This is a genomic window from Pseudomonas sp. GW822-FHT02E03, assembly GCF_058802325.1.
Window position 1 is genome coordinate 18051 of record NZ_JBXAOA010000017.1, and the last position, 25198, is coordinate 43248.

Sequence of the window (25198 nt, forward strand, 5' to 3'; positions counted from 1 at the left end):
AATCCCGACCCTTGATGCAAATCAAGATGCCTTTGCGCACTTCTCCCTAGACTCGCCGACATTGCCAGCCTATCCGGGGGAATGCCCGCATGCTCGACGCCATTCGTTGGGACACAGATCTGATCCGCCGTTACGACCTGGCGGGACCGCGCTATACCTCGTACCCGACCGCCGTGCAATTCGACAGCCAGGTCGGCACCTTCGACCTGTTTCATGCCCTGCGCGACAGCCGTAAAGCCCAGCGCCCGCTGTCGCTGTATGTGCACGTGCCATTCTGCGCGAACATTTGCTACTACTGCGCCTGCAACAAAGTCATCACCAAGGACCGTGGCCGCGCCCTGCCCTACTTGCAGCGCCTGGAACAGGAAATCCAGCTGATTGCCTGCCACCTCGACCCGACGCAAAAAGTCGAGCAACTGCATTTCGGCGGCGGCACACCCACCTTTCTCAGCCACGACGAACTGCGCCAGTTGATGGCTCAGCTGCGCAAGCATTTCAATCTGCTGGACGACGATTCCGGCGACTATGGCATCGAAATCGACCCTCGCGAAGCTGATTGGTCGACCATGGGCCTGCTCCGGGAACTGGGTTTCAACCGGGTCAGCATTGGCGTTCAAGACCTCGATCCGGCGGTACAACGGGCGGTCAATCGTCTGCAAAGCCTGGAAGAAACCCGTGCGGTGATCGATGCTGCCCGAACCCTGCAATTTCGCTCGATCAACATCGATCTGATCTACGGCCTGCCCAAGCAGACGCCCGAGAACTTCGCCCGCACCGTCGACGAAGTCATCAGCCTGCAACCGGACCGGCTCTCGGTGTTCAACTACGCCCATCTGCCGGAACGCTTCATGCCGCAACGGCGGATCAATGGCAACGATCTACCGGCACCGGCACAGAAGCTGGAAATGCTCCAGCGCACCATCGAACAACTGACGACTGCCGGTTACCGCTACATCGGCATGGACCATTTCGCCCTGCCTGACGATGACTTGGCGATTGCTCAGGAAGAATCGACGCTGCAACGTAACTTCCAGGGCTACACCACACATGGTCATTGCGATTTGATCGGCCTGGGGGTATCGGCAATCAGCCAGATCGGCGATTTGTACTGCCAGAACAGCAGCGACCTGAACCAGTACCAGAACGCATTGGCGTCCGCTCAACTGGCCACCAGCCGTGGCCTGATATGCACCGCTGACGATCGCTTGCGCAGAGCCGTGATTCAGCAGTTGATTTGCCATTTCAGCCTGGAATTCCTGGAAATCGAGCGAGTCTTCAATATCGATTTTCGTGGTTATTTCGCCGAGCTTTGGCCACAGCTGTTGGATATGGCCGAAGATGGGCTGATCGAGTTGGACAACGAGCGGATCACCGTACAGCCCGCAGGCCGGCTGCTGGTGCGTTCGGTGTGCATGGTTTTCGATGCGTATCTGGAACACACCAATCGTCAACGCTATTCACGAGTGATCTAAGGCCTTGCGGTTAAATTGTCGCAGGCTGGCCCGAATGTCCTCCCGTGAGTTACCCTTACGGCTTATGTGTGTTTTCCCACAAGGATTAAAGAAATGTCCGAGCCAGTAAAGCTGCGCGCTCATAGCCAGGCCCATTGCAAGGATTGCAGCCTGGCACCTCTCTGCCTGCCACTTTCTTTGAATCTGGAAGACATGGATGCGCTGGACGAAATCGTCAAACGAGGCCGCCCGCTGAAAAAAGGCGAATTCCTGTTTCGTCAGGGCGACACGTTCGATTCCGTTTACGCAGTACGCTCCGGCGCCCTCAAGACCTTCAGCCTGAGCGATGGCGGCGAAGAACAGCTCACTGGCTTCCATTTGCCGAGTGAACTGGTCGGCCTGTCGGGCATGGACACTGAAAAGCACCCCGTCTCGGCGCAAGCCCTGGAAACCACTTCGGTGTGCGAAATCCCTTTCGAACGCCTCGATGAACTGGCTCTGCAACTGCCGCAACTGCGCCGTCAGTTGATGCGGGTGATGAGCCGCGAGATTCGTGATGATCAGCAAATGATGTTGCTGTTGTCGAAGAAAACTGCCGACGAGCGCATCGCCACTTTCCTGGTCAACCTGTCGGCCCGTTTCCGCGCTCGGGGCTTCTCGGCCAACCAGTTCCGGCTGAGCATGTCGCGCAACGAAATTGGCAATTACCTGGGCCTGGCGGTGGAAACCGTGTCGCGGGTGTTCACCCGCTTCCAGCAAAACGAACTCATCGCCGCCGAGGGCAAGGAAATACATATCCTCGACCCGATCCAGCTCTGCGCCCTGGCCGGCGGCTCGCTCGACGGCTGATCCTGGCAATGGCGGCTGAGCGAAACGGTTCAGCCGCCGTTATACTGAGACGTTTGCAGCCTGCCAGGACACTTCGACGATGGTCTTCGACTCCTTCGACATCAAATCCCTCATCCGCCCCGTGATTGACTTTCCCAAGCCGGGCGTGATCTTTCGCGACATTACCCCGCTGTTCCAGTCGCCCACGGCCCTGCGCCTGGTGATGGACAGCTTTGCCCATCGTTATGTCGAAGCCGACTTCACCCATATCGGCGCCATGGATGCCCGTGGCTTCCTGATCGGTTCAATCCTGGCCTATCAGTTGAACAAACCGCTGGTGCTATTCCGCAAGCAGGGCAAGCTGCCGGCCGACGTGTTGGCCGAGGGTTATCAGACCGAGTACGGCGAAGCCTTTCTCGAAGTCCACGCCGACAGCCTGTGCGAGGGTGACTCGGTGGTGATGTTCGATGACCTGATCGCCACCGGCGGCACGCTGATCGCGGCGGCGAACCTGATTCGGCGCATGGGCGCGCGGGTGCATGAAGCGGCGGCGATCATTGACTTGCCGGAACTGGGTGGTTCGCAGCGGCTGGAAGACATGGGGATTCCTACTTTCTGTCTGACGCAGTTTGCCCTTACCGATAAATAAGCAGCGTCTGTACTGACGCCATCGCGGGCAAGCCCGCTCCCACAGTGATTTTTGTCGTATACAAGATTTGTATTTAACGACAATCCCTGTGGGAGCGGGCTTGCCCGCGATGGCGTCAGCCGCAACACCGCAAAAACTCAAAGCCCCATCTGCTTACTGATAATCTCGTTCATCACTTCCCGCGTCCCGCCGCCGATCGACAGAATCCGGTTATCGCGATACAGCCGTTCCACCAGGCTCTCGCGCATATAACCCAGGCCACCGAGGATCTGCACGGCGTCGTTGGTAATGCGATCAGCCGTGTCGGTAGCAAAATTCTTGGCCATGGAAATCTCCTTGATCACGCTCTGCCCGGCGGCCATTTTCGCTGCCTGGCGGTAGGTGAACTCCCGTGACACCTCCAGCGCCGTGGCCATTTCCGCGAGCCGGTGCTTGAGCACCTGGAACTTGCCGATGGGTTTGCCGAAGGCTTCACGCTGACGAGCCCACTTCAGACTCTCCTCCAGCGCCATTTGCGCGGTCATGTTGGCCATCAGTGCCAGGGCCAGACGCTCACTCTGGAAGTTGCCCATGATGCAGGCGAAGCCCATGTTTTCGGCCCCGATCAGATGGCTCGCCGGCACCCGGCAATCATCGAAAAACAATTCGGCGGTGTCTGACGCCCACCAGCCCATTTTCTTCAACTGACGACCGACGGTGAAACCGGGTGTGCCCTTCTCGATCAGCAGCAAACTGATGCCGCCAAAACCCGGCTCGCCGGTGCGCACCGCGACGGTGTAGAAATCCGCACGAACGCCACTGGTAATGAAGGTTTTGCTGCCGCTGACCCGGTAAAAGTCGCCGTCTCGCACGGCGCGGGTTTGCAGGTTGGCGACGTCGGAGCCGCCGCTGGGCTCGGTGACAGCCAGGGCGCTGATCTTCTCGCCCGCCAGCACCTGAGGCACAACGCGATCGCGGACTTCGGGCCTGGCCCACTTGAGGATCGGCGGCAGACCAATGTCCAGCGAGCCAAGCCCCGCGACCAGACCACCGGAACCACAGCGCATCAGCTCTTCACTGGCAGCGATCTTGGCAAACAGGTCCCCTTCATGGCTACCGCCCAAGGCTTCGGGATAACCAATACCCAGAATCCCCGCCGCGCCGGCCTTTAGGTAGAGTTCACGAGGGAAGCTTTCGGCTTCTTCCCACTGGTCGATGTCCGGAAGAATCTCACGTTCGACGAAACGTCTGACGCTGTCGCGGACCAATTGGTGGCTGGGGTCGAAGTATTCCTGGAAGACAGGCATCGGCGAACTCCACTGAAGGTTCAGCGAAGTTAACCGAGCGCTTGCTTGGTTTTCAAGTGGACTGTGTGAATCAAGGAAACCGAGGCGAGCCATTCGCGAGCAAGCCCGCTCCCACAGGGGATTTGCGGCGTACACAAATCAAATGTGGGAGCGGGCTTGCTCGCGAAGACGTCAGTCCAAACAGCACCGTTACAGCGAAATCGGCTTACGCCCGGCAAACGAATGCGCCAATGTCCCGCCGTCCACCAGTTCCAGCTCGCCACCCAACGGTACGCCATGGGCGATGCGCGAGGCGATCAGGCCTTTGTTGCTCAGCAACTGGGCGATGTAATGTGCCGTGGCCTCGCCTTCCACCGTCGGGTTGGTGGCGAGGATGACTTCGGCAAACGTGCCCGCTTCTTCGATCCGCGCCATCAATTGTGGAATGCCGATGGCATCCGGCCCCAATCCGTCGAGGGGTGACAGATGGCCTTTGAGCACGAAGTAGCGACCGCGAAAACCGGTCTGCTCCACCGCATAAACGTCCATCGGACCTTCCACCACACACAGCAAGGTGTCGTCGCGGCGTGGATCGGCGCATTGCGGGCACAGATCGTCTTCGGTCAGCGTGCGGCACAAGCGGCAGTGGCCCACTCCTTCCATGGCCTGGCTCAGTGCCTGGGCCAGTCGCGAACCGCCGCTGCGATCACGCTCAAGCAGTTGCAACGCCATGCGCTGGGCAGTTTTCTGACCCACGCCCGGCAAAATTCGCAGGGCGTCGATCAGTTGGCGAATCAAAGGGCTGAAGCTCATGGGGAAAAGTCCGACATAACAACGAGACGCGGTTTATACCCGCGCCTCTGTTTAGCGTCAAATAACAGCGTCAATTACTCAGTCCACGCAACCCGCACCACCCGTTTGCCGAAGTTGCAGGACGATTTGGTTGAGGCTCGATGCTTGTGACATGTGAGCGTCTCCTTGATCGATGAATTTCGGCTGTAATAGGGGGCAGACCTTTGTGGCGGTGTCGGGTTCGCAGTTTCGTCAGTTGTACCGAGGTGACTTCATCGCGGTCAGCCACGCCCCCACGGGATTCAGGTGATCCCTGTGGAAGCGGGCTTGCTCGCGAAGGCGATGTGTCAGGCAACATCAATGTTGACTGTGCCGCCGTCTTCGCGGGCAAGCCTCGCTCCTACAAAGAGGGGCCAGAAACAAAAATGCCAGGCGCGATGCCTGGCATTTTTTTGTAACCCATCCGACGCGCGTTGGCGAATCAGAATGGCAGTTTCATACCCGGTGGCAATTGCATGCCAGCGGTCACGCCGGACATTTTGTCCTGGCTGTTGGCTTCGATCTTGCGCACGGCGTCGTTGACGGCTGCGGCGAATACCGCTTCCAGCATTTCCTTGTCGTCTTCGCTCAGGCCTTCGACCAGGCTTGGGTCGATGGTTACGCGCTTGACGTCGTGACGACCGGTCATCACCACGGTGACCATGTCGCCGCCGGCCTTACCGGTGACTTCGGCGTTGGCCAGCTCTTCCTGCATCTTGGCCATTTTTTCCTGCATCTGCTGCGCCTGCTTCATCAGGCCGGCCATGCCACCTTTCATCATGGGAATCACCTCAAAAGTACTTGGATAAAAACAGCGCCCGGCGAATGTGGCCAAGCGCCTTCAGTTATTAGCCCTGACTGACCAGGGCCTCGACAGGTTCAATAGTATCGTGACGGACCACCGCCCCGAACTGCTGCATCATTTGCTGGATGAACGGATCGCCGTGGATCGATTCCTCGGCCTCACGCTGACGATTGGCGCGACGCCTGGATGAGGCCTGAGCCGGGGTTTCCTGCTCGGGCTTGATCAGCTCCATGCTCAGGGTCAGCGTGCGCCCGTGGAGCTGGTTCAGTGCATCGTTGAGGCGACGTTGTTGTGTCGCGTTGAACAAGGCACTGTGGGCCGGGTCCAGGTGCAACAACCAATTGTCGCCATCGACGGCGATCAGCGTGCAGTTGGCGGCGATGCTGGCGGTCATGCCGGATACCGGCAGCTTCGGGAACAACTCCAGCCATTGCAGGGCCAGGCCGGTGGCCGGCATCGCGGCCGGTTCAGGTTCGGGTTCCGGCGCAGGTTCGGCGGTGTGCTCGCTGGCCAGGTCGTCGAGGTAGCTGTAGGCCGAATCCATGTCTGGCTCGATGTAGTCCTCGTCCAGCGGCGGCTCGTCGTCCTGATCCAGGCTTGGCGTAGCGGCATCGACTTCGGCCACGGACGGTTCCGGGATCGGCGCAGCAGCCCATTCCGGCGCATCCGGCACCACACTGTCCGGGGTCGGCATGGGCATCGGTGGCAATTCGGGTTGTTCGCCAGCCGTTTCCAGCACCGGCTCGACGGCGGGCTGCTGGACAACTTCGGGCTCTACCGGGTCGTTCCACGGCAGATCGACGACTTCTTCGACCGCTACGGGTTCGACAACAGGTTCGGGCTCGGGCTCGACCACAGGCGCGACCGGCTCAGGCGCAGCTACCGGGACAGGGGCTGGTGCAACCACAGGCGCAACCGGAGGCGGTGTAACGGCCGTAGCGACTACCGGCGCAACAACCGGCGCGGCAGCCACTGAATTTGCGGAATCAACTGTGGCCTGGCTGATCCCCACTGGCTTTAGCGGTTGCCTCGGCGCGTCCGCAGTGTCTGCCGGTCGGAACGCAAGCATTCGCAGCAGGACCATTTCGAAGCCGCCGCGCGGGTCCGGTGCCAGCGGCAAATCCCGCCGACCGATCAGGCCCATCTGGTAATAGAACTGCACGTCTTCGGCCGGCAGCGCCTGGGCCAGCGCCAGGACCCGATCACGGTCGCCATGGCCATTGTCGACGCCTTCAGGCAGGGCCTGGGCGATGGCGACACGGTGCAGCACATTGAGAATTTCCGAGAGCACGCCGTTCCAGTCAGGGCCTTGTTCGGCCAGATGACGCACGGCTTCGAGCAACGCCTTGGCGTCGCCTTCGATCAGCGCATGCAAAACGTCGTAGACCTGGCCGTGATCGAGAGTACCGAGCATGGCCCGCACGTCGGCGGCCATGACCTTGCCTTCACCGAAAGCGATGGCCTGATCGGTCAGGCTCATGGCGTCGCGCATCGAACCGTCGGCGGCGCGGCCCAGCAGCCACAGCGCGTCGTCTTCGAACGGCACGTTCTCGACGCTCAGCACGTGAGTCAAATGCTCGACCACCCGCTCCGGCGTCATGTTCTTCAGGGAGAACTGCAGGCAACGCGAAAGAATCGTTGCCGGAAGTTTCTGCGGATCGGTGGTGGCCAGGATGAACTTGACGTAGGGCGGCGGCTCTTCAAGGGTTTTCAACAGCGCATTGAAGGAATGGCTGGAGAGCATGTGCACTTCGTCGATCAGGTAAACCTTGAAGCGCCCGCGGCTCGGCGCGTACTGCACGTTGTCGAGCAGCTCGCGGGTGTCTTCGACCTTGGTCCGGCTCGCGGCGTCGATCTCGATCAGGTCGACGAAGCGGCCTTCATCGATTTCGCGGCACACCGAGCACTCGCCGCAGGGGGTCGAAGTGATACCTGTTTCACAGTTCAGGCATTTGGCGATGATCCGCGCGATGGTGGTCTTGCCGACCCCGCGGGTACCGGTAAACAGGTACGCGTGGTGCAGCCGCTGGCTGTCCAAGGCATTGATCAGAGCCTTGAGCACATGGGTCTGGCCGACCATTTCGCCGAACGAGCGCGGACGCCATTTACGTGCAAGAACCTGATAACTCATCGAAAACCGTCGCAACGAAGGAACAGAAGCGGCTAATGCTAGCGGAGCAAGGCCAAAATTGCATCCGGTGTGCTCGTCTATTCTGGCTAAGCTGCACTTTGAGGGGCTTTTATTGGCTCAGGTTTGAGCCGTACCGGAGCGTTTATGCGTTTTGCCTTGGGGGCACTGCTGTTGGTCAGCCTGAGCGTCGCAGCCGCCGAGGCGCCGTTGCGCTTTGTCGTGTCCGACAGCTGGGCCATGCCCATGGTGCAACTCGAGCGCGGGCGGCCGATCCAGGGCATTTTGTACGACATGATGCTCAGCTTGGCGACACAAGTCGGCATGCCGGCAGAATTTCATGTGTTGCCTCGGGCGCGAGTGCAAAACGCCATGGACCATGGCGAAGTCAATATCCGCTGCCATGTCTCACCGTCCTGGTTGCCGAACCTGTCCGGGGACTACAGCTGGAGCGTGCCACTGCTGGTCCAGCGCGACTTGCTGATTGGTTGGCGCGACTCACCCACATCCGTCAACCTGGCGAGCCTGGCGCGACAGTCGATCGGCACCGTGCGCGGCTATAACTACCCGACTCTGCAACCCTTGTTCGATTCCGACCGGCTGCACCGCGAAGACGCGCGCAATCAGGAACAGGTGCTGGAAAAACTGCTGGCCGGACGCTACCACTACGCTGTGAGCAACCAATGGACCCTGGACTGGTTCAACCAGCGCCTGCTACCCGACCGACAACTGCAAAGTGTAGCGCTGGTGCATGAACAAACCGTCGGTTGTTATATGCGCAATGACCCCAAGGTGCCCGTGCAGCGCATCTTGAACACCTTGCTGCAAATGAAAACGTCCGGGGAGATCAATGACATCATCCGGCTCTATACCGGCAATCCTGGTCAGTAGCAGCTGCCGAAGGCTGCGTTCGGCTGCGCAGCAGTCGTGAGAAGAGGCCACGCGGTCTTTCTGTTAAACCGTGTACTCAGGATTTACGACGGCTGCGCCGCCGAACGCAGGCTTCGCCAGCTGCTACAGGGCGCCGGCTGTCTGCTCGAGTGCCTGCCATTGCAACGGGGCGACAAACCCCGCCACCCAGTCCGGCACCTCACCGGGCGGCATCGGGCGCGCGATGAAATAGCCTTGAGCGACTTCGCATCCCAGTCGCAACAGCAATTCACCGTGCTCAACGCTTTCCAGCCCCTCGGCAATCACCTGCCGGCCGAACGCGCGTGCCAGGCCAATCACCGCTGTGGTCAGGGCCAGGTCGTCACGATCATTCAGAATGTCGCGCACGAACGACTTATCAATCTTGATGGTTTGGGTACGTAAACGCTTGAGGTAACTCAGGGACGAGTAACCCGTGCCAAAGTCACCCAGGGAAAACTGCACCCCCAACGCCTGACAGGCCTGCAAACAGGCACTGACATGCTGGATATTCTCGATCGCCACCGACTCGACGATTTCCAGATCGAGCATCTGCGGGGCGACCTGGGCATGTCGAGCGAGTACGTGCTTGAGCCGGTCGACGAAGTCCGTGCGCTGAAAATGTCGCGCCGCGATATTGATACTGATCGGCCAGCCCTGCCCCGCTTGCTGCCAACGGTGCAACTGCGACAGAACCTGATCCATCACCCATTCACCGATATCGATGATCAGGTCGGTGTCCTCCACCAGCGGCAAAAACTCCCGGGGTGGCACCATGCCGTTTTGCGGGTGCTCCCACCGCAACAACGCTTCGAAACCGACGACCACGCCACGGCGCATGTTCACTTTGGGCTGAAAATGCAAACGCAACTCACCGGCGACCAGCGCCTGACGCACCCGCTCGACGGTCTGGTGAGTAGCCTTGACCTCCTGATCCCGAGAGACATCGAATAGATGAAAGCGGTTTCGCCCGCTCTGCTTGGCCACGTACATTGCCTGATCGGCATGACGCAGCAGGGTTTCGGCATCTTCGTTGTCGTGGGGAAACAGGGTTACGCCAATACTGGCAAACACATTGATGTCCTTGCCATGCAGCGTGTAAGGCGCCGAAATCGCCCCCAACACGCGATTCAGCGCTGCGCACAATTCCGGCAGATCACGCACATAACGCAGCACCAGCACGAACTCGTCGCCGGCCAGTCGCGCCACCACGTCTTCGCCGCGCACAATGTCGCGCAAACGCTTGGCCACTTCCACCAGCAACATATCGCCACTGGCGTGACCGTAACCGTCGTTAACCGCCTTGAACCCGTCGAGGTCAAGCATGCACACCGCCAACGGAATGTTTTCATGCCGGGAGAATTCCAGCGCCTGATCGAGTAAATCCGACAGGAAGGCGCGATTGGGCAGCCCGGTCAACACGTCATGCCCGACCCGCCATTGCAAGGATTGCAGGAGTTGGCGTTTTTCGCTGATGTCGAAACGAATCGACAGGTATCGGTGAACGCGGCCGGTGGCATCGTCGAGCACCGGCACCATGGTGCTGTCGACCCAATACAGGCTGCCATCCTTGGCGCGATTACAGATTTCGCCCTTCCAGATATTGCCCAGGGCGATGGAGCGCCACATGGCGGCGAAGAAATCGGCGGAATGCAGGCCGGAGTTCAGCAGGCGATGGTTCTGCCCCAGCAGTTCCTCGCGGCTGTAGCCGGACACGGCGCAGAACTGATCGTTGACATAGGTAATCCGGCCGTCCAGATCGGTCTCGGAAAAAATCGCGGCTGCATCCACGGCCCTGCGGTATTTCTCATCCATGAGTCAGGCTCGCTGTCGCTAGCGGTGGTACCGCTCGACCAGCGCAGGATGCCCGGAAGAGGTGTTTTGAGACGTACTGCGCAGAGACACGTTATCACTCCATGAACAGCATTTGATGACCCCGGACCGCCGAAGATCCAGGGCAAAGTAGCAACACCGACTCTGGTAATATTTCGCGAGGCTTCAGACCGTCAGCGGACTTTGTGCAGACCCGGCAGGGAACGCAATGCTGGCTTTTTCATATCGCCTAAACTTCAGAAAGCAGATCACCCCAAAACCCTTCGAAGCGGCGATTCTACGAAATGCATCACATTTTGCAAAGCAAGGTGATGGATCATGCAGTTGCCTAATGCAAAAATCTATCGTTAAGTTCTTGATTCTAAATGGGAATTGAGCGATGCAAATTTCAAGTTTGGGTCCGGCCATCCGACGCTACCGTAAGGTCGCAGGGCTTACTCAGGCTGAACTCGGCGAAAAAACCGGTTTTGACCCCAAAACCATCAGTCGCTTCGAAACCGGCACCTATACCCCCAGCGTGGAAGCATTGTTTTTGCTTGCCGACGTGCTGGGCGTGAAGCTGAAAGCCTTTTTCGCAGATCTGGAAGACGAAGATGAACAGCGGGCATACCTGTTCAGCGTCATACACAAAGCCACCCCGAAGGATCTGGGAAAGCTGATCGCAGCGGTTGACCAGGCCTTGTCCAAGCCTAGTAAATGAAGAAAGGAGGCCGATCTGTCTAATGCGACAGAGCGGCCTCCTTTTTTTATCCCGCGCTTTAATTCGGAAACGACGAAACACCGCCCTGGATGAGCTCCATGGCAGGGAAAATAAAACAGTATTTTTAAATAGAAAACACGAAAGAGGGTTCGTGCTGCGTTATGGAGGCAACCCCACCAGCCACACCCCGGCACACAATGTCACCGCTGCGGCTGCTCCCTTCCAGGCCTGACCGGGTTCACGGCTGATCGTTGCGGGGGGACCGATGGGGTCACCATAACGACGCTCACCTGACGGCGAGCCGCGCCATTGTACCTATCTGAGACGAAGTTACAACCGTTCGGGCAGATTAAAAAATATGAGCCGCTTCAAGGACATGCGCTGCCCCTGAAACACCGCGACCTGTAGCAGCTGCCGAAGGCTGCGTTCGGCTGCGCAGCAGTCGTGAAATCAGGCAACCCGGTTTTCAGATAAGCCGCGAACACCGGGTTTACGACTGCTGCGCTGCCGAACGCAGGCTGCGCCAGCTGCTACAAGGCTGCGATCTTTTGATCCTATTGCACCAACACCTCATCCGCCCTGCCACCCTCTTGCTGGATCACCAGGTGAATGAAGTGCAGCTTGGCAATCACCGTCGGCGGCAGGACGAACGGATAGAAATCCGGCTGGCCCATGCTGCGCGACAATTCGTTGAGCATGCCGGCCAGTTCGATCCATGCGTTGACGAACGACAGGAACGCCGGGCCGCCAGGGTGCTGCGGGTCGAATAACGTGCTCGGCGGAAACGGCTGGTAATCGAAATCCATTTCCTGCGCACTCATGCCAAAACCCAGGGCGGTGTCCACTGCATCCATCATGTGCAGGTAGTGAGCCCAGGTTTCTGCCCAGTCCTCCCAAGGGTGCATGGTCGCGTAGGCGCTGACGTAATGTTGCTGCCAGTCGAGCGGCGCGCCTTGCTGATAATGCTGCTCAAGGGCCTCGGCATAGCTTGCTCGCTCGTCACCGAACAGACCGCGGAACGGCTCCAGCCAATGACTGTTGGCGACCAGGCGGTCCCAGTAGTAATGCCCGACCTCGTGACGAAAGTGCCCGAGCAGCGTGCGATAAGGTTCGCGCATCTGCACGCGAACCTGCTCGCGATGGGCGTCGTCGGCTTCCTTGATATCGAGGGTGATCAGACCGTTGGCATGCCCGGTGGTCGGCGGCTTGCCTTCGAGGTCGATACCGATGAAGTCGAAGGCCAGACCGATGTCTTCGTCCATGGATTTTGGAATGACTGACAAGCCCAGGCTGATCAACTGCGCCACCAGACGACGCTTGGCAATTTCCACTTTGCGCCAGCGCTCGTGGTTCTCGGGGATCGACAGGTCAGGGATGGTGCGATTCAGGCTACAGGCAATGCACAAGGCATCGTGATCATTGGCCGGCAGCAGCCAGTTGCACGCAGCCGGAGAATCGAGATTGGCGCAGCGGCGGAACACTCCAGCTTCGGGATCGGTGTCGAGCAACCAGGTATCCGCTTGCGGGCCGGGCTGCAGCGACGACAAGCGACTCTGCTGTGGCTGATAGCCCAGCGCTGCCGAACAGGCCAGGCACTGGCTGTTGCGAAAGAACAGCGACTGCCCACAGCGGCAATGCCAGACCTTGCTGTTGCGCGAACGCTCGCCCATGAAGGGTGCGGCGATGCGTGAACTGAGCTGTTCGAAGAAGCGGTACATGGCGATCTCTCCCTGGGGCCTGCGAAGACTAGATCATTCTTGTACCGTGATCGTTCCCACGCTCTGCGTGGGAATGCCGCCTCGGACGCTCCGCGTCCGTTGTGACGCAGAGCGTCACGGGATGCGTTACCACGCAGAGCGTGGGAACGATCAACAGCTGCCGAAGGCTGCGATCCTGGCGATCTTAAACGTCGATACCGTGTTTCTTCAGAAACTCGACAAACGCCTCTTCATCCAGCACCTTCAACCCCAGCTCATTGGCCTTGGCCAACTTCGAGCCCGCGCCCGGCCCGGCGACCACGCAATGGGTCTTGGCCGACACGGAACCGGCCACCTTGGCACCGAGGCTTTCAAGTTTGTCCTTGGCAATATCGCGACTCATCAGCTCCAGCGAACCGGTCAGCACCCAGGTCTGCCCGGCCAGCGGCAACCCTTCGACGACTTTCTTTTCACTCTGCCAATGCATGCCGAAATCGCGCAGCTGCTTTTCGGCAGCTTCGGCGAGCTGACGATTTTCCGTGCCCGCAAAGAACTCGCGAACCGAAGTCGCCTGTTTCTCCGGCAGCGCCTGACGCATGTCCAGCCAATCAGCGCTCATCACCGCTTCGAGTGAGCCGAATTTGTCGGCGAGCTTCTGCGCCCCGCCCGGCCCGACCGAAGGGATGTGCAATTTGTCGAGGAAGCCGCCCAGCGTGGTACTGGCAGAAAATTCGGCACCCAACTCGCCCTGATCCTGAATCTGCATACCGTGCTTGAGCAGATCCACGATCACCTGCCGGTTATGCGCATCTTCAAAGAAGCTGTGAATCTCGTGAGCCACTTCCAGCCCGACATCCGGCAAGTACGTGAGCACTTGCGGCAACGCCTGTTGAACCCGCTCCAGCGAGCCGAGAGAACGCGCGAGTACCTTGGCCGTCTCTTCGCCGACATCGGGAATGCCCAAGGCGTAGATGAACCGCGCCAGACTCGGCTGCTTGCTGTCTTCGATAGCACCGAGCAGGTTCTTGCTCGACAGTTCGGCAAAGCCTTCCAGGTCAACGATCTGCTCGAACGTCAGGGCATAGAGATCGGCCGGCGAACTCACCAGACCTTCGTCCACCAATTGCTCGACGCTCTTCTCGCCCAGCCCTTCGATGTCCATGGCGCGGCGCGAAACGAAGTGAATGATCGCTTGCTTGAGTTGCGCACCGCAGGCCAGACGCCCGACGCAGCGATACACCGCGCCTTCGCTGATGGTCTCGCGCCCCTTGCTGCGCTTGACCAGTTGCGTACGCTCGACATGAGAACCGCAGACCGGGCACTGCTCGGGAATCTGCACCGGCCGGGCATGCTCCGGACGACGCTCGGCGACCACTTGCACCACTTGCGGGATCACATCACCGGCGCGACGAATGATCACCGTATCGCCGATCATCAGGCCCAGCCGCGCCACTTCATCCATGTTGTGCAAGGTCGCATTGGCCACGGTGACGCCAGCCACCTTGACCGGTTTCAAGCGCGCCACCGGCGTCACGGCACCGGTGCGCCCCACCTGGAACTCCACATCGAGCAGTTCGGTGAGCTCTTCCATGGCCGGGAATTTATGGGCAATCGCCCAACGCGGTTCCCGGGCGCGAAAGCCCAGTTCACGCTGGGACGCAATGCTGTTGACCTTGAACACCACGCCGTCGATTTCATACGGCAGCGCATTACGGCGTTCGCCGATGTCACGGTAGTAATCCAGGCATTCAGCGATGCCATTGGCCAGTTTCAGCTCATGACTGATCGGCATGCCCCAGGCTTTGAGTTGCTGCAGATTGCCGATGTGCGTGTCGGCGATATCGGCCGAAATCTGGCCGATGCCGTAGCAGCAGAATTCCAGCGGACGGTTGGCGGTAATCTTCGAATCCAGCTGCCGCAAGCTGCCCGCCGCCGCATTACGCGGGTTGGCGAAGGTCTTGCCGCCGACTTCCAGTTGCGTGGCGTTGAGCCGCTCGAAACCGGCCTTGGACATGAACACTTCACCCCGCACTTCCAGGGTCGCCGGCCAACCGGTGCCATGTAGCTTGAGCGGAATATTGCGCACGGTGCGCACGTTGACGCTGATGTCTTCACCAGTGGTGCCATCGCCGCGTGTGGCGCCGCGCACCAGCACACCGTCCTGGTACAGCAGACTGACCGCCAGGCCATCGAGCTTGGGTTCGCAGCTGTACTCCACCGCTGCGCCAGCGCCAAACAAATCGCCGACCGGCAAGTCCAGCCCTTCCGTCACCCGGCGATCGAATTCGCGCATGTCGGTTTCTTCGAACGCGTTGCCCAGACTGAGCATTGGCACTTCGTGACGCACCTGAGTGAACGCCGACAGCGCCGCGCTGCCGACACGCTGGGTCGGCGAGTCGCTGGTGATCAATTCGGGATGGGCCGCTTCGAGGGCCTTGAGCTCGTGGAACAAGCGATCGTATTCGGCATCCGGAATGCTCGGTTCATCCAGCACGTGGTAACGATAGTTGTGCTGATCGAGCTCGGCGCGCAGCTCTAGAATGCGGTTTTTGGCGGCGGTCATGGGTGTTCTCTCATAAAGCAAAAGAGCAGCCGAGGCTGCTCTATCTCATCTCATCAAGATCAAGAGATCGCAGCCTCGTTTCACTCGACAACTCCTACAGAAAATCGCGAACCCTGTAGGAGCTGTCGAGTGAAACGAGGCTGCGATCTTTTGACTTTAACGCTTCTGGGTCAAAGCGCGACGCTCGAACTCAACGATGCGCTGACGGTAATGCTCGATCGTTTGGGCAGTCAGCACGCTGCGCTGGTCGTCTTTCAGTTCGCCGTTCAGCTCCTGGGACAGTTTGCGAGCAGCAGCCACCATCACGTCGAAAGCTTGCTTGGGATGACGCGGGCCTGGCAGACCGAGGAAGAAGCTCACCGCCGGGGTGCTGAAATGATCGATGTCATCCAGATCGAAGACACCCGGCTTGACCGCGTTGGCCATGGAGAACAGGACTTCGCCGTTACCGGCCATGCTTTCGTGACGGTGGAAAATGTCCATCTCGCCGAAACGCAGACCGCTTTCCAGAATGTTCTGCAGCAGTGCCGGGCCCTTGAAGCCAGCCGGGTCGCGGCAGATCACGCTGATCACCAGTACTTCTTCGGCTTGCGGCTGATCTTTCTCGGCCGAGCTGGCAGGCTTGGTGTCATCCGGGAAATCGTCGTCACGGCTGTTGAAGCTCGGGCCGCCGTCCAGATCCAGATTGAGATTCAAGTCGCCTTGCGACGGCTCGCCATGGCCACGCTTGCCGCGCTTGGAACCCGACTCGCGAGGTTCACGGGCAGGCATGCTCACCGACGGCAGATCATGCTCGTCCAGTTGCGGTTCTTTATGGGTATCCAGCACGCGGGGCGGGCCCAACAGCTCGGCGCTGGTGTCCTCATCCGGCAAATTGGACAAACTTCGGTCAAGACGGAACTTCAGTTTTCCCTTGCCGCCGCGCATGCGACGCCAGCCATCGAAAAGAATACCGGCAATGACAATAATGCCGATGACGATCAGCCACTCGCGCAGACCGATTTCCATGTAATCCCGTGCCTCTATAAAAAATGCTGAAAAATAAGGGGTTTACATTGTGCAAACCGCTTTAAAACGTGGCGCCAACTCTATGTTCTGACAGGCGTTTTGCCCACGTATACGAAAAATTGACATTAAACTAGCACGACCAAAGGCAACTTTACACCGTCTCTCACAGTGGCTTGCGCGAATTATGTCGATTGGCCAGCAAGTTAAGGCAGGTAAAAAGCCCTACAGCTCAACAATACTTGCCCTACACGCAATGACTCAGGCGTCCACCATGGCCATCGCCTCCTCCACATCCACTGCCACCAGACGCGAACAACCGGGCTCGTGCATCGTCACCCCCATTAATTGATCGGCCATTTCCATAGCGATCTTGTTGTGGGTGATGTAGATGAACTGCACCGTCTGCGACATTTCTTTGACCAGTCGTGCGTAGCGTCCAACGTTAGCGTCATCCAATGGCGCGTCAACCTCATCGAGCATGCAGAACGGCGCCGGATTCAACTTGAAGATGGCAAATACCAGGGCCAATGCGGTCAGGGCTTTTTCGCCACCGGAGAGCAAATGGATGGTGCTGTTCTTCTTTCCTGGCGGCTGCGCCATGATCGTTACCCCTGTATCGAGTAGATCTTCGCCCGTCAGTTCCAAATACGCGCGTCCTCCACCGAAAACTTTTGGGAAAAGGGCCTGTAAACCGCCATTGATCTGATCAAAGGTATCTTTGAAGCGGTTTCGGGTTTCCTTGTCGATCTTGCGAATGACGTTCTCAAGCGTGTCCAGCGCTTCCACCAAATCGTCGTTCTGAGCATCCAGATAACGCTTACGCTCGGATTGTTGCTGGTATTCGTCGATGGCTGCGAGGTTGATCGCCCCGAGGCGCTGAATCCGCGCGGCAATGCGCTCGAGTTCTTCTTCGGCGTCTTTCTCGTTGGCCCCGGCCAGCAGCGTGGCGAGCACGCCGTTGAGGTCGTAGCCGTCTTCGAGCAATTGATCCTGCAAAGTCTTGCGTCGCACCGTCAGCGCTTGCCATTCCATGCGCTGCTGCTCGAGCTGGCTGCGAATCAACTGGGATTGCTGCTCGGCCTGAGTGCGGCGCTTCTCGGCATCGCGCAGTTCGCGGTCAGCATCTTCCATGGCCATTTGCGCGGTCTTGAGTTCTTCGTCAACTGTCATGCGCTTGTCGAGCAGCTCTTCGAGCTTCAGCCGCAGCTCTTCCAGTGGCGCCTCGCCCTCTTCCAGATTGAGGCTCAACTGTTCGCGCTTCTCAGTCAGGCGCTCGGACTGCATTTCCAGCCGTTCAAGGGCCTGACGAGTGGAGTCGTGTTGCGCCTTCAGCGAACCGAGGCGCACCGCCAATTGATGCGCATGATCCTTATGCTGCCGGGCTTCCTGACGCACCCGGTCGAGGCGTTCGCGCAGGCTGTCGCGCTGGGCCAGCAGCAACTCACGCTGTTCGGTGTCCAGCGCCATGCTGTCGAGGGCTTCCTGCAATTGCAGGCGCGCTTCGCCGATGTTTTCGTGTTCCAGGGCGCGCTGTTCACTCAACTCAGTGAGTTCTTCATCAAGACGGGTACGGCGTAACGTCAACTGCTCGACCTTGGCTTTGCCGGCGGACAGCTGGGCTTTCAATTCGCCTTGTTGACGGGCTTCGTCTTGCAGCAAACGGCGCAAATGTTCGCGGCCGTTTTCCTGCTGACGCTGTTGCGCCCTGAGATTCTGAAGTCGGGTTTCCAGGGTTTCGACCGTGGCTTCGCGCTCTTCGCGTTCAAGGCCCAAGCGCTGGATTTCCTGGCCACGGGCGAGTACGCCGCTTTCCGCTTCGCTGGCCCGGCGCACACGTAAAAAGTGTCGGCCGACCCAGTAACCGTCGCGGCTGATCAGGCTTTGCCCGGCAGCCAATTGCCCGCGCAATGCCAAGGCTTGCTCAAGGCTGTCGACCGGTTTGACCTGTCCCAGCCATGGCGACAAATCAATCTGCGCCTCGACCTTGTCGAGCAAACTGCCAGGCATGCGCACGCCATCGGTGGCCGGGCTGAGCAGGCGCAAATCGCCTTGGGCAAACCCGGCCAGATCGAAATCACCGAAGTCATCCACCAGCACCGCTTGCAGATCGGCGCCGAGCACGGTTTCTACCGCCAGTTCCCAACCGGCCTCGACCTTCAGGCCTTCGGCCAGACGCGGACGATCCGCCAGATGCTGTTCGCGCAGCCATTCGGCAGTGCCGGTGCCCGGATCGAGTGCAGCTTGCTGCAAGGCCTCAAGCGATGCGAGACGCCCGTTGAGTCGCTGCAAATCACCTTGGGCTTGCTGCTGCGCCGAAAGCGCTTGCTGCAACTCCTGACGCAGTTGCTCAAGGCGTTCGACCTGAGCTTCTTCGCTGGCCTGCAAGTCTTCGAGCGTGGCCTCAGACGCAGCCAGCTGCTCGCTGAGTTCCATGATCGCCGCGTCTTCCGGATCCGCCGATAGCAACGCACGCTCTTCACCAAGACGCTTCTGACGATCGGCCAAACGTTCCAGGCTGGTTTCCAGCTGCTGGATCCGCGACTGCTGAACTTCAGCCTGACGACGTGGCTCGGCGGCGGTGAGGTTGAAGGTGTCCCACTGCTCCTGCCAACCGTGCATGGTGGTTTCGGACTCTTCCAATGCCGCGGCGGCTTCTTCGGCGGCGGCGCTGGTGACTTCCTGTTCCGGCGTGAGCATGTCCAGCTCTTCGCCCAAGGTCAGCAGCAAGGTGCGGTCGTGGCCCAAGTGAGATTCGGTTTCCAGCCGCGCACGCTCGGCTTCTTTCAGGTCGTCCTGCAATTGGCGCAAACGCTGCTGACCGTGCTGAATGCTCTGCTCGACCCGGGCGATGTCGCCGCCGACCGAATAGAAACGCCCCTGCACCAGATTGAAGCGTTCGGACAGGTCGTGATGACCGTCGCGCAGGCGTTCGATGGCCGCGTCGGCATTGCGCTGCTCGGCCACCAGGGCTTCAAAGGTGATTTCCTGGGTGCCGATGATCGACTCGCGCTGGCCGACCTGTTCGTTCAACGCCTGCCAGCGCAGAGCCGACAGCTGGGCCTTGAGCTGGCGCTCTTCGCCTTTGTACTCCTGATACTTCTTGGCGGCCTCGGCCTGGCGGTGCAAGCGTTCAAGCTGACGCTCGAGCTCTTCGCGCAGGTCGGTCAGGCGGGCAAGGTTTTCGTGGGTGCGGCGGATACGGTTTTCAGTCTCGCGCCGACGTTCCTTGTACTTGGAAATACCGGCGGCTTCTTCGATGAAATTGCGCAGGTCTTCGGGCTTGGACTCGATCAGCTTGGAGATCATCCCCTGCTCGATAATCGAATAGCTGCGCGGGCCAAGACCGGTGCCGAGGAAGATGTCGGTGATATCGCGGCGACGGCATTTGGCGCCGTTAAGGTAGTAAGTGGTCTGACTGTCGCGGGTCACTTTGCGGCGAATGGAAATTTCCGCATAGGCCGCCCATTCGCCGAGCAGGGTGCCGTCGGAGTTATCGAACACCAGCTCAATGCTCGCCTGACTCACCGGTTTACGGCTGGTCGAGCCGTTGAAGATGACGTCGGTCATCGACTCGCCGCGCAGGTTCTTGGCCGAGCTCTCGCCCATCACCCAACGCACGGCGTCGATGATGTTCGACTTGCCGCAGCCATTGGGACCGACCACCGCCGCCATGTTACTGGGGAAGTTTACCGTGGTCGGGTCGACGAAGGATTTGAACCCCGCCAGTTTGATGCACTTGAGCCGCACGCTTAAGCGACCGTCAGGGCAGAAATCACCAGATCGCAACTGCGCTGGGCATACGCCGTCAGCACTACGCGGATCTGAGGAAAGTCACGAGCCAGCACGGCAGCGAGCAAGCGTTCGAACAGCTCGAGGAACTCGCTCATCGAGGCCTTGCGCTGATCCAGCGCGAGAAAATACGCGCGGCTCATGGCCGGCTGCAGATTCTCGACGGTTTCCTGCAAGTACGGGTTGTTGGCGAACGGATAGGCGGCGCGCATCACGCTGAAGCTGTCATCGACGAACGTGCGGATGTCCTGGCGTTCGTAGCTGGCGGTCAGGCGCTGCTGGATCTCCATGAACGGCGCCATGTCGGCCTGGACTTGCCAGCCGCTGGCCACGGCGTTGCCGAGCAGAATGTACAACTCGCTCATCAGCGTGCACAGGCTTCGTACCTTGTGCGCCGTGAGTTCGGTCACGTGGGCGCCACGTCGCGGCAAAATCGCGATCAAGTGGCGGCGCTCGAGGATCAGCAAGGCCTCACGGACTGAACCGCGGCTGACGTTGAGCGCCAGCGTGACCTTCTGTTCCTGGATGCGCTCCCCCGGCTTCATTTCGCCGCGAATGATACGTTCGGCGAGGTGGTGAGCGATTTGCTCGGCGAGGCTGTCCGGCGCCTTGAACGTCATGGTTGTCCTTCAAACTCTTCGATCTGCACAAGCGGCGCAGTGTAGCGCAATTGATGGGTCATGGCGGAGTGCCCACCCAGCGGTTTTTGGCACGATTCACGCAAACAGCAAGCTATCCCGTGAGGGTCAATAATGAAGGAACGAGTCGTTGATCGACAAAATGCTATTTCCTGACCTTTAAGTCAGAAAATCATTGACCGAAAAGTCAGACCTGATAAATTCGGCTCATGTCGGTTAACAACAATAATGAGTTTGCGAGGCCTTCCGTGATCCAGTTTTTACTAAACCAGGAACTCCGTAGCGAGCACGCCCTGGACCCGAACCTGACCGTGCTCAACTATCTGCGCGAACATGTGGGCAAACCCGGCACCAAAGAAGGCTGCGCCAGCGGTGACTGTGGCGCCTGCACCGTGGTGGTCGGCGAGCTGCAGACGGACGACGATGGCCGCGAACACATTCGCTATCGCAGTCTCAACTCGTGCCTGACGTTCGTCTCCTCCTTGCACGGCAAGCAACTGATCAGCGTCGAAGACCTCAAACACCAGGGCGAACTGCACAGCGTGCAAAAAGCCATGGTCGAGTGCCATGGCTCGCAATGCGGTTTCTGCACCCCGGGCTTCGTCATGTCGCTGTTCGCGCTGCAAAAGAACAGCGACCAGCCCGACGCCCATAAAGCCCACGAAGCGCTAGCCGGCAACCTCTGCCGTTGCACCGGTTATCGGCCGATCCTGGCCGCCGCCGAGCAATCTTGCTGCGGCAAACAACCCGACCAATTCGATGCTCGCGAAGCGGAAACTATCGCTCGCCTGAAAGCCATCGCCCCCACCGATATCGGCGAACTCAACAGTGGCGACAAGCGCTGCCTGGTGCCGCTGACCGTGGCCGATCTGGCCGACCTCTACGACGCTTATCCACAGGCCCGCCTGCTGGCCGGCGGCACTGATCTGGCGCTGGAAGTCACCCAGTTCCACCGCACCTTGCCGGTGATGATTTACGTCGGCAACGTCGCCGAAATGAAACGCATCGAACGCTTCGACGATCGCCTGGAAATCGGCGCCGCCACCGCCCTCTCCGACTGCTACGACGCCTTGAAGGCCGAGTACCCGGACTTCGGCGAATTGCTGCAGCGCTTCGCGTCCTTGCAGATCCGCAACCAGGGTACCCTCGGCGGCAACATCGGCAACGCCTCGCCGATCGGTGACTCACCACCGCTGCTGATCGCCCTCGGCGCGCAGATCGTCCTGTGTAAAGGCGAAACTCGCCGCACCATGGCGCTGGAAGATTACTTCATCGATTACCGGGTGACCGCGCGCCAGGAAAGCGAGTTCATCGAAAAGATCATCGTGCCGCGCGCCAGCGTTGAACAACTGTTCCGCGCCTACAAGGTATCCAAGCGTCTGGACGATGACATTTCCGCCGTTTGTGCAGCGTTCAACCTGCGCATCGACACCGGCGTGATCGCCGACGCCCGCGTTGCTTTCGGCGGCATGGCGGCCATTCCAAAACGCGCCAAAAACTGCGAGGCCGCCCTGCTCGGTGCGCCGTTCAACAACGCCACCCTCGAGCGCGCCTGCGCTGCATTGGCCGAAGACTTCACGCCACTCTCGGACTTCCGCGCCAGCAAGGAGTATCGCCTGCTCAGTGCGCAAAACCTGCTGCGTAAATACTTCATCGAACTGCAAACACCGCACATCGAGACTCGGGTGACCGCTTATGTCTAATCATCACGCTGTAGAGAAGACCCAAGCCGAACTGGCTGAATTGTTCGCCAAGGACCTGACCACCGGAGTCGGCCGCAGCGTCAAGCACGACAGCGCAGACAAGCATGTGTCCGGTGAAGCGCAGTACATTGACGACCGGCTGGAATTTCCCAATCAGTTGCACGTTTACGCACGGCTGTCAGACCGCGCCCACGCGAAAATCATCAGCATCGACACCAAGCCTTGTTACGCCTTCGAAGGCGTGCGCATCGCCATCACCCACGAAGATGTGCCAGGCCTGAAAGACATCGGCCCGCTGTTGCCGGGCGATCCGTTACTGGCCATCGATGACGTGCAGTTCGTCGGTCAACCGGTACTGGCCGTTGCGGCGAAAGACCTGGAAACCGCGCGCAAAGCAGCGATGGCCGCGATCATCGAATATGAAGATCTGGAACCGGTTCTGGACGTGGTCGAAGCGCTGCGCAAACGCCATTTCGTGCTCGACAGCCACACCCACCAGCGTGGCGATTCGGCCACCGCGCTTTCTACTGCCGAACATCGCATTCAAGGCACGCTGCACATCGGCGGCCAGGAACACTTCTATCTGGAAACCCAGATCTCTTCGGTGATGCCGACCGAAGACGGCGGGATGATCGTTTATTGCTCGACCCAGAACCCCACCGAAGTACAGAAACTAGTGGCGGAAGTGCTGGACGTGTCGATGAACAAAATCGTCGTTGATATGCGCCGCATGGGCGGTGGTTTCGGCGGCAAGGAAACCCAGGCGGCAAGCCCGGCGTGCCTGTGCGCGGTGATCGCGCACCTGACCGGTCAGCCGACCAAAATGCGCCTGCCGCGTGTAGAAGACATGCTGATGACCGGCAAGCGTCACCCGTTCTACGTGGAGTATGACGTGGGCTTCGACAGCACTGGCCGCCTGCACGGCATTGCGCTGGAACTGGCCGGCAACTGCGGTTGCTCACCGGATTTGTCGGCATCGATTGTCGACCGCGCGATGTTCCACGCCGACAACTCTTATTACCTGGGCGACGCGACTATCAACGGTCACCGCTGCAAGACCAACACCGCGTCGAACACCGCTTACCGTGGTTTCGGTGGCCCGCAAGGCATGGTCGCCATCGAAGAAGTGATGGACGCGATTGCCCGGCATCTGGGCCTCGATCCGCTGGCCGTGCGCAAGGCCAACTACTACGGCAAGACCGAGCGCAACATCACCCATTACTACCAGACCGTCGAGCACAATATGCTCGAGGAAATGACTGCCGAACTTGAAGCCAGCAGCCAGTACGCCGAGCGCCGCGAAGCAATCCGTCGCTACAACGCCAACAGCCCTATCCTGAAAAAAGGCCTGGCGCTGACCCCGGTGAAATTCGGTATCTCCTTCACCGCCAGTTTCCTCAACCAGGCCGGCGCGCTGATCCACATCTACACCGACGGTAGCATCCACCTGAACCACGGCGGCACTGAAATGGGCCAGGGTCTGAACACCAAGGTTGCGCAAGTCGTGGCTGAAGTGTTCCAGGTGGAAATGGACCGCGTGCAGATCACCGCGACCAACACCGACAAGGTGCCGAACACTTCACCAACCGCGGCCTCCAGCGGTGCCGACTTGAACGGTAAAGCGGCGCAGAACGCGGCTGAAATCATCAAGAAACGCCTGGTGGAATTTGCCGCGCGGCAATACAAGGTCAGCGAAGAAGATGTGGAATTCCACAACGGTCACGTGCGGGTCCGCGATCACATCCTGACGTTTGAATCGCTGATCCAGCAGGCGTATTTCGCCCAGGTGTCGCTGTCGAGCACCGGCTTCTACAAGACCCCGAAAATCTACTACGACCGCAGCCAGGCGCGGGGTCGGCCGTTCTACTACTACGCCTTCGGTGCAGCCTGCGCCGAGGTGATCGTCGACACCCTGACCGGCGAGTACAAGATGCTGCGCACCGACATTCTTCACGATGTCGGCGACTCGCTGAACCCGGCGATCGACATCGGTCAGGTCGAGGGTGGTTTCATCCAGGGCATGGGCTGGCTGACCATGGAAGAACTGGTGTGGAACAACAAGGGCAAACTGATGACCAACGGCCCGGCCAGCTACAAGATCCCGGCGGTGGCAGACATGCCGTTGGACCTGCGGGTGAAGCTGGTGGAAAACCGCAAAAATCCGGAAGACACGGTGTTCCATTCCAAGGCCGTGGGTGAGCCGCCGTTCATGCTTGGCATTGCCGCGTGGTGCGCGATCAAGGACGCCGTGGCCAGTTTGGGTGACTACCAGCATCAACCGAAAATCGACGCACCGGCGACCCCGGAGCGGGTGTTGTGGGGCTGTGAGCAGATGCGCCAGTTGAAGGCGGTGAAAGCTGAGGAAGCTGAATCCGAGGTGGTGGTTTGATCGTTCCCACGC

General features: G+C 59.6%; 17 protein-coding genes and 1 other RNA gene. 7 read left to right on the top strand and 11 right to left on the bottom strand.

The window, feature by feature from the left end; translation table 11 throughout:
* The first annotated feature begins 89 nt into the window (after window positions 1–89).
* The 3 genes from hemN (at window position 90) to AC1RQB_RS14810 (ending at window position 2928) form a co-directional block, all read left to right on the top strand.
* Window positions 90–1472: an oxygen-independent coproporphyrinogen III oxidase gene (gene hemN, locus AC1RQB_RS14800; RefSeq protein WP_063343033.1), complete on the top strand. Its 1383-nt coding sequence runs from the start codon at window positions 90–92 to the stop codon at window positions 1470–1472.
* A 93-nt stretch (window positions 1473–1565) separates the two neighbouring features.
* On the top strand, window positions 1566–2300 hold the full coding sequence (fnr, locus tag AC1RQB_RS14805) for a fumarate/nitrate reduction transcriptional regulator Fnr (RefSeq protein WP_008075169.1): 735 nt from the start codon (window positions 1566–1568) through the stop codon (window positions 2298–2300).
* A gap of 79 nt (window positions 2301–2379) precedes the next feature.
* Window positions 2380–2928 carry an adenine phosphoribosyltransferase gene (locus AC1RQB_RS14810; RefSeq protein WP_063343032.1) on the top strand — a complete coding sequence of 183 codons (549 nt, stop codon included), beginning with the start codon at window positions 2380–2382 and terminating at the stop codon, window positions 2926–2928.
* 137 nt (window positions 2929–3065) lie between these two features.
* On the opposite strand, the gene AC1RQB_RS14815 is transcribed toward AC1RQB_RS14810, so the two are convergent.
* From AC1RQB_RS14815 to dnaX, 4 genes are all read right to left on the bottom strand, one after another.
* Window positions 3066–4214, bottom strand: a complete 1149-nt coding sequence (locus tag AC1RQB_RS14815) for an acyl-CoA dehydrogenase family protein (RefSeq protein ID WP_063343031.1) — start codon at window positions 4212–4214, stop codon at window positions 3066–3068.
* A 189-nt stretch (window positions 4215–4403) separates the two neighbouring features.
* On the bottom strand, window positions 4404–5006 hold the full coding sequence (gene recR / locus AC1RQB_RS14820; protein WP_008075173.1) for a recombination mediator RecR: 603 nt from the start codon (window positions 5004–5006) through the stop codon (window positions 4404–4406).
* A gap of 460 nt (window positions 5007–5466) precedes the next feature.
* Complete coding sequence (locus AC1RQB_RS14825; protein ID WP_007905413.1) at window positions 5467–5805, bottom strand: YbaB/EbfC family nucleoid-associated protein; 339 nt, start codon at window positions 5803–5805, stop codon at window positions 5467–5469.
* A 67-nt stretch (window positions 5806–5872) separates the two neighbouring features.
* Complete coding sequence (gene dnaX / locus AC1RQB_RS14830; RefSeq protein WP_063343030.1) at window positions 5873–7960, bottom strand: DNA polymerase III subunit gamma/tau; 2088 nt, start codon at window positions 7958–7960, stop codon at window positions 5873–5875.
* A 144-nt stretch (window positions 7961–8104) separates the two neighbouring features.
* On the opposite strand from dnaX, the gene AC1RQB_RS14835 reads away from it, so the two are divergent.
* The gene (locus AC1RQB_RS14835; RefSeq protein WP_063343029.1) at window positions 8105–8848 is read left to right on the top strand and encodes a substrate-binding periplasmic protein; all 744 of its coding nucleotides are present in this window, start codon (window positions 8105–8107) and stop codon (window positions 8846–8848) included.
* Between the two features lie 123 nt (window positions 8849–8971).
* Here AC1RQB_RS14835 and AC1RQB_RS14840 read toward each other — a convergent pair whose 3' ends face one another.
* Entirely contained in the window at window positions 8972–10681 is a 1710-nt protein-coding gene (locus tag AC1RQB_RS14840) for a putative bifunctional diguanylate cyclase/phosphodiesterase (RefSeq protein WP_008072450.1), read from the bottom strand.
* A gap of 397 nt (window positions 10682–11078) precedes the next feature.
* Between AC1RQB_RS14840 and AC1RQB_RS14845 the strand changes: the two genes are divergently transcribed.
* On the top strand, window positions 11079–11399 hold the full coding sequence (locus AC1RQB_RS14845) for a helix-turn-helix domain-containing protein (protein ID WP_008072451.1): 321 nt from the start codon (window positions 11079–11081) through the stop codon (window positions 11397–11399).
* Between the two features lie 171 nt (window positions 11400–11570).
* On the opposite strand, the gene ffs is transcribed toward AC1RQB_RS14845, so the two are convergent.
* The 6 genes from ffs to AC1RQB_RS14875 all read right to left on the bottom strand — a co-directional run bounded on the left by ffs (window position 11571) and on the right by AC1RQB_RS14875 (window position 21076).
* An RNA gene (gene ffs, locus AC1RQB_RS14850) (signal recognition particle sRNA small type) lies at window positions 11571–11667 on the bottom strand.
* A gap of 286 nt (window positions 11668–11953) precedes the next feature.
* On the bottom strand, window positions 11954–13117 hold the full coding sequence (locus tag AC1RQB_RS14855) for a zinc-binding metallopeptidase family protein (RefSeq protein WP_063343028.1): 1164 nt from the start codon (window positions 13115–13117) through the stop codon (window positions 11954–11956).
* Between the two features lie 184 nt (window positions 13118–13301).
* Window positions 13302–15659, bottom strand: coding sequence for an NAD-dependent DNA ligase LigA (ligA, locus tag AC1RQB_RS14860; RefSeq protein ID WP_063343027.1), 2358 nt, complete (start codon window positions 15657–15659; stop codon window positions 13302–13304).
* A 156-nt stretch (window positions 15660–15815) separates the two neighbouring features.
* Window positions 15816–16667 carry a cell division protein ZipA gene (gene zipA / locus AC1RQB_RS14865; RefSeq protein ID WP_008067907.1) on the bottom strand — a complete coding sequence of 284 codons (852 nt, stop codon included), beginning with the start codon at window positions 16665–16667 and terminating at the stop codon, window positions 15816–15818.
* 258 nt (window positions 16668–16925) lie between these two features.
* Complete coding sequence (smc, locus tag AC1RQB_RS14870; RefSeq protein ID WP_063343026.1) at window positions 16926–20414, bottom strand: chromosome segregation protein SMC; 3489 nt, start codon at window positions 20412–20414, stop codon at window positions 16926–16928.
* A 2-nt stretch (window positions 20415–20416) separates the two neighbouring features.
* Window positions 20417–21076 carry a GntR family transcriptional regulator gene (locus AC1RQB_RS14875; protein WP_063343025.1) on the bottom strand — a complete coding sequence of 220 codons (660 nt, stop codon included), beginning with the start codon at window positions 21074–21076 and terminating at the stop codon, window positions 20417–20419.
* A 266-nt stretch (window positions 21077–21342) separates the two neighbouring features.
* On the opposite strand from AC1RQB_RS14875, the gene xdhA reads away from it, so the two are divergent.
* Both xdhA and xdhB read left to right on the top strand, forming a co-directional pair.
* Window positions 21343–22797 carry a xanthine dehydrogenase small subunit gene (gene xdhA / locus AC1RQB_RS14880; RefSeq protein ID WP_063343024.1) on the top strand — a complete coding sequence of 485 codons (1455 nt, stop codon included), beginning with the start codon at window positions 21343–21345 and terminating at the stop codon, window positions 22795–22797.
* On the top strand, window positions 22790–25186 hold the full coding sequence (gene xdhB / locus AC1RQB_RS14885; RefSeq protein ID WP_063343023.1) for a xanthine dehydrogenase molybdopterin binding subunit: 2397 nt from the start codon (window positions 22790–22792) through the stop codon (window positions 25184–25186). The genes xdhA and xdhB overlap by 8 nt, the downstream gene beginning before the upstream one ends.
* The last annotated feature ends 12 nt before the right edge of the window (window positions 25187–25198 follow it).

Bases quoted from the DNA above. Each gene is read 5' to 3' on its own strand.
- AC1RQB_RS14845 (WP_008072451.1), top strand. From the start codon at position 11,079: ATGCAAATTTCAAGTTTGGGTCCGGCCATCCGACGCTACCGTAAGGTC.
- AC1RQB_RS14825 (WP_007905413.1), bottom strand. From the start codon at position 5,805: ATGATGAAAGGTGGCATGGCCGGCCTGATGAAGCAGGCGCAGCAGATG.
- zipA (WP_008067907.1), bottom strand. From the start codon at position 16,667: ATGGAAATCGGTCTGCGCGAGTGGCTGATCGTCATCGGCATTATTGTC.
- fnr (WP_008075169.1), top strand. From the start codon at position 1,566: ATGTCCGAGCCAGTAAAGCTGCGCGCTCATAGCCAGGCCCATTGCAAG.
- AC1RQB_RS14835 (WP_063343029.1), top strand. From the start codon at position 8,105: ATGCGTTTTGCCTTGGGGGCACTGCTGTTGGTCAGCCTGAGCGTCGCA.
- recR (WP_008075173.1), bottom strand. From the start codon at position 5,006: ATGAGCTTCAGCCCTTTGATTCGCCAACTGATCGACGCCCTGCGAATT.
- AC1RQB_RS14840 (WP_008072450.1), bottom strand. From the start codon at position 10,681: ATGGATGAGAAATACCGCAGGGCCGTGGATGCAGCCGCGATTTTTTCC.
- AC1RQB_RS14875 (WP_063343025.1), bottom strand. From the start codon at position 21,076: ATGACGTTCAAGGCGCCGGACAGCCTCGCCGAGCAAATCGCTCACCAC.
- dnaX (WP_063343030.1), bottom strand. From the start codon at position 7,960: ATGAGTTATCAGGTTCTTGCACGTAAATGGCGTCCGCGCTCGTTCGGC.
- ligA (WP_063343027.1), bottom strand. From the start codon at position 15,659: ATGACCGCCGCCAAAAACCGCATTCTAGAGCTGCGCGCCGAGCTCGAT.
- AC1RQB_RS14810 (WP_063343032.1), top strand. From the start codon at position 2,380: ATGGTCTTCGACTCCTTCGACATCAAATCCCTCATCCGCCCCGTGATT.
- AC1RQB_RS14815 (WP_063343031.1), bottom strand. From the start codon at position 4,214: ATGCCTGTCTTCCAGGAATACTTCGACCCCAGCCACCAATTGGTCCGC.
- xdhB (WP_063343023.1), top strand. From the start codon at position 22,790: ATGTCTAATCATCACGCTGTAGAGAAGACCCAAGCCGAACTGGCTGAA.
- hemN (WP_063343033.1), top strand. From the start codon at position 90: ATGCTCGACGCCATTCGTTGGGACACAGATCTGATCCGCCGTTACGAC.
- AC1RQB_RS14855 (WP_063343028.1), bottom strand. From the start codon at position 13,117: ATGTACCGCTTCTTCGAACAGCTCAGTTCACGCATCGCCGCACCCTTC.